This is a genomic window from Polaromonas sp. (genome assembly GCF_030682935.1).
Taxonomy (GTDB): domain Bacteria; phylum Pseudomonadota; class Gammaproteobacteria; order Burkholderiales; family Burkholderiaceae_C; genus Polaromonas.
Genome location: NZ_JAUXNA010000116.1, coordinates 1 through 4,277 on the forward strand (window position 1 = coordinate 1; position 4,277 = coordinate 4,277).

A 4,277-nucleotide genomic window follows, 5' to 3' on the forward strand; every position below is an offset into this window, starting at 1 on the left:
GCAGACAACAGGGGGGAAACCGCTGTTTTTCCACATTGCCGACGCGACATGGTCTGTCCCGGTTCGTAGTAAAGTGCTATCCCTGCTAGTAGCGTCCGGGAGGACTGCCCGTGTTTTCAATCATTCAGGCTGCCGGTTGGCCGATCTGGTTTCTGCTTTTGACCTCCATCATTGCCGTTGCGCTCATCATTGAGCGCAGCACGGCATTACGGCGCGCCAAAATCGTGCCGCCCGGCCTGTTGCAAAGCGCCATTGCCGAATATCAGCGGGCCGGCATCACAGAGGAGTTTCTGGCGCGACTTAACGTACATTCACCACTGGGGCGCATCCTCGCGGCAGGCCTCAAGAATCACAACAGTTCCCGTGAAGTAATGAAGGATGCCGTTGAAGAAACAGGTCGCGGCGTGGCTCACGAACTCGAACGTTTTCTCACCAGTCTCGGCACCATCGCCTCAATGGCGCCGTTGATGGGCCTGTTCGGCACCATCGTCGGCATGATCGAGATTTTCGGCTCGGCCACTGGCGTCGGCCACAACCCGCAGCAACTCGCGCATGGCATTTCCATCGCGCTCTACAACACTGGCTTCGGCCTCATCATTGCCATCCCGGCGATGATCGCCTATCGTCATTTCCGTGCATTCGTCGATAGCTGCGTGATTGAGATGGAGCTGCAGGCCCTGAAGCTGGTGGAACTGCTGCACGGAGAGCGCAAGTAACAATGGCCCCCCACGCTCGCACAACCGGCTCGCTGCCCCCCACAGGTGGGCGGATGCCTCCTTGGGGCGGCCCGGCGGAGGCATCATGAACTTCCAGCGTGGTAGTCCCCGCGCCGAGCCGGAGATCAATCTGATCCCCTTCATTGATGTCTTGCTCGTGGTGCTGATTTTTCTGATGCTGTCGACCACCTACAGCAAATTCACCGAGCTCCAGGTCAAACTGCCGGCGGCAGATGCCGAGCAGCAGCGCGACTATCCAAAAGAGGTCATCGTCGCGGTGAGCAGCGATGGGCGCTACATGATCAACAAGACCCTGATCGAAGGTCGGGGAATTGAGGTACTCGGCGCCGCATTGGTTGAAGCCGCCAAGGCCGGCAAAGACAGCGTCATCATCATCAGTGCTGATGCCAGCGCCACGCACCAGGCGGTTATCACGGTCATGGAAGCCGCCCGGCGCCATGGGATGACGCAAATCACCTTTGCAACCCAGAGCACCGCGCAGGCTGGCGCGAAGTAGGCTTCAGGCTCGCTCCTTCGCCCTTACCTGTGAAATGGCAAGCAACGCGTGAAACAACTGCTGCTGAAGACCTGGCTCACACGCGGATGGCTCGCCTGCCTGCTCTGGCCTGTGGCGAAAATCCACGGGATGGCTGTGCGCCTGCGCCGGACTTTGTACCGCAACGGGTTTCTCCGGTCCGAGCGCTTCGGGGTGCCGGTGATCGTCGTTGGTAACGTCGTGGCTGGCGGCGCAGGCAAAACACCGCTGGTGATGGCGCTGGTCAAGCATTTACATGTACAAGGATTGCCGGTTGGCGTCGTCTCACGCGGCTACGGGCGATCCGGCCATGAGAGCCTCGAAGTCAGGCCAGAAACCCCAGTGAATGAATCCGGTGATGAGCCAGCCCTTATAAAGCGGTCCACTGGCGTTCCTGTTTTTGTAGCATCCAGGCGCATCGATGCGTTGCGCGCGCTGCTGGCTGCGTACCCGGCCACGGCCGTGGTGGTGTGCGACGACGGCCTGCAGCACTACGCCCTGCAGCGCGACATTGAAATTGCCGTGTTTGACGACCGCGGCGTGGGCAACGGCTGGCTGCTGCCGGCCGGACCCTTGCGCGAACCCTGGCCCGAGCGCAGGCAACAGGGTCTTGATCTGGTGCTGCATACCGGTCAAAAACCCGCGTTCGAGGGGTTTACCTCCAGTCGGCAACTGGCCGATCATGCCACGGCTGCTGACGGCAGCCGGGTCGCGTTGACGGCGCTGCGCGGCCGCCCCTTGGTAGCGCTGGCTGGCATCGCGAATCCCGAAGTATTTTTTGCCATGCTCAGGGCGCGCGGCTTGACGCTCGAAAAAACGATTCCCCTGCCCGACCACCATGATTTTGAGGGTGAGAACCTCGCCGCCTGCGCGGGCCACACCGTGCTGTGCACGGAAAAAGACGCGGTCAAGCTGTTTTCCATGCCGGCGCTGGCTCAGTTGCACCTTTTGTCCGTCCCTCTGGAGTTTTCGCCCGAGCCCGCTTTTTTTGCAGCGCTTGACGCACTTCTGGCGCCCATGCTTTCTCAATTACCATTACCTCATGGACACCAAATTACTTGAACTGCTGGTCTGCCCGGTCACCAAAGGGCCGCTGACCTATGACCGCGAAAAGCAGGAGCTCATCTCCCGCAGTGCCCGGCTGGCCTACCCCGTCCGGGACGGGATTCCCGTACTGCTGGAAAACGAGGCGCGAACCCTCACCGATGAAGAGCTTGGGCTTTGATGCGTCCTGAGCGCTTTCCTGCATGACTTTCACTGTACTGATTCCGGCCCGTCTAGCCTCCACCCGCCTGCCCAACAAGCCCCTGGCTGACATCTGCGGTGCGCCCATGGTCGTGCGTGTAGCGCAACGCGCCATGCAGAGCGCCGCCAGCCGAACCGTAGTGGCGACGGACAGCGCCGAGGTCCTCGAAAAATGCGGTGCCTTCGGCATTTTGTCCGTACTGACCCGTGCGGACCACCCCAGTGGCAGTGACCGCCTTGCTGAAGCCTGCAAGCTGCTCGGCCTGGCGGACGATGACATCGTGGTCAACGTACAGGGGGACGAGCCGCTCATAGACCCCGCACTGATCGACGCCGTTGCGCACCTGCTCGATGAACGCCGGGACTGCGCCATGAGCACGGCCGCCCATTCCATTGACCAATTAGCCGATTTTCTGAATCCCAATGTGGTCAAGGTGGTGCTCGATGCGCGCCAAACCGCGCTCTATTTCAGCCGTGCGCCCATCCCCGCTGCACGCGACTTTGCAGGCAAGGCCTGGTGGGAAGCAGACAGCTTGTTGCCCAAGCCGCTGCGCCATGTGGGTATTTATGGTTACCGTGTCGGTTTTTTGCGGCAGTTTCCAAGCCTGCCGCAGGCCCCAATGGAGCAACTGGAGTCGCTGGAACAATTGCGCGCCCTCTGGCACGGCCACCGGATCGCGGTGCACATCACCGACAAGGCACCGGGTCCCGGCGTGGACACGCCCGAAGACCTGAGCCGGGCACGCAAGCTGTTTTCGTAGCGGGCAACGGGCACGTCCTGGCGCTGTGTAAGCTGCTGTCAGGGGGTGCATGCTATCCTTATAAAATATCAGGCATCCAGCCTGCATTGTGTGCTGACAGCATTTAATCGTCTGTCAGACGGCCCATGGGGTGATCGGTCCGCCGACCTCCCGGCTTGACTTTCTGAATTAATAAAAATCCGAGGACATCCATGAGACTGATTTTGTTGGGCGCACCTGGCGCGGGCAAGGGGACGCAAGCAACCTTCATCTGCCAAAAATACGGCATCCCCCAGATTTCCACCGGTGACATGCTGCGTGCGGCGGTCAAGGCAGGAACGCCTCTGGGCATTGAAGCCAAAAAAGTCATGGACGCCGGCGCGCTAGTGAGTGACGACCTGATCATCAATCTGGTGAAGGAACGCATTGCCCAGCCTGACTGTGCCAAAGGCTTTCTGCTCGATGGTTTTCCGCGCACCATTCCCCAAGCCGATGCCATGAAGGCCGCAGGCGTCAAGATCGACTATGTGCTGGAGATCGATGTGCCTTTCGAGGCCATCATTGAGCGCATGAGCGGACGCCGATCGCACGCCGCCTCGGGCCGCACGTACCATGTCAAATACAACCCGCCCAAGCTCGAAGGCAAGGACGATGTGACCGGGGAGCCCCTGATCCAGCGCGAAGACGACAAGGAGGAAACCGTGCGCAAGCGGCTGGAGGTTTACAGCGCCCAAACCCGTCCGCTGGTCGACTACTATTCCAGTTGGGCCAAGACCGCGCCCGACGCAGCGCCCAAATACCGCGCGATCAGCGGCATGGGCGGTGTGGACGAAATCACAGACAGGGCCTTTAAAGCGCTTTCAAGCTGATCCAGCTGTACCGCCGCCTCACAGAAAAGCCATCCACCGGATGGCTTTTCTCATGGCCTGCGACGTTCTTCTCAGACGAGGTAAAACCTCAAGCAAGCAAATGCAGCATCAGTTCCACCCTCGCCTTCACCGGACTCAAGCCGTTCGAGTCCGGCAGGCGGTCGTCCGGTTT

The 4,277-nt window shown here is 60.4% G+C and carries 6 protein-coding genes; all 6 read left to right on the forward strand.

Features of this window, described 5'->3' with window-relative positions; genetic code table 11:
* The first annotated feature begins 110 nt into the window (after window positions 1–110).
* The 6 genes from Q8K05_RS05340 (at window position 111) to adk (ending at window position 4,105) form a co-directional block, all read left to right on the forward strand.
* Window positions 111–716 carry a MotA/TolQ/ExbB proton channel family protein gene (locus Q8K05_RS05340; protein WP_305245484.1) on the forward strand — a complete coding sequence of 202 codons (606 nt, stop codon included), beginning with the start codon at window positions 111–113 and terminating at the stop codon, window positions 714–716.
* An 85-nt stretch (window positions 717–801) separates the two neighbouring features.
* Window positions 802–1,233 (forward strand): biopolymer transporter ExbD, encoded by a 432-nt coding sequence (locus Q8K05_RS05345; RefSeq protein WP_305245485.1) that lies wholly within the window; start codon window positions 802–804, stop codon window positions 1,231–1,233.
* Between the two features lie 48 nt (window positions 1,234–1,281).
* Window positions 1,282–2,313, forward strand: coding sequence for a tetraacyldisaccharide 4'-kinase (lpxK, locus tag Q8K05_RS05350; RefSeq protein WP_305245486.1), 1,032 nt, complete (start codon window positions 1,282–1,284; stop codon window positions 2,311–2,313).
* Window positions 2,294–2,476 carry a Trm112 family protein gene (locus Q8K05_RS05355; RefSeq protein ID WP_305245487.1) on the forward strand — a complete coding sequence of 61 codons (183 nt, stop codon included), beginning with the start codon at window positions 2,294–2,296 and terminating at the stop codon, window positions 2,474–2,476. Before lpxK ends, Q8K05_RS05355 begins: the two co-directional genes overlap by 20 nt.
* 22 nt (window positions 2,477–2,498) lie before the next feature.
* The gene (kdsB, locus tag Q8K05_RS05360; protein ID WP_305245488.1) at window positions 2,499–3,257 is read left to right on the forward strand and encodes a 3-deoxy-manno-octulosonate cytidylyltransferase; all 759 of its coding nucleotides are present in this window, start codon (window positions 2,499–2,501) and stop codon (window positions 3,255–3,257) included.
* A gap of 191 nt (window positions 3,258–3,448) precedes the next feature.
* Window positions 3,449–4,105 (forward strand): adenylate kinase, encoded by a 657-nt coding sequence (gene adk, locus Q8K05_RS05365; protein ID WP_305245489.1) that lies wholly within the window; start codon window positions 3,449–3,451, stop codon window positions 4,103–4,105.
* Window positions 4,106–4,277: the final 172 nt, after the last annotated feature.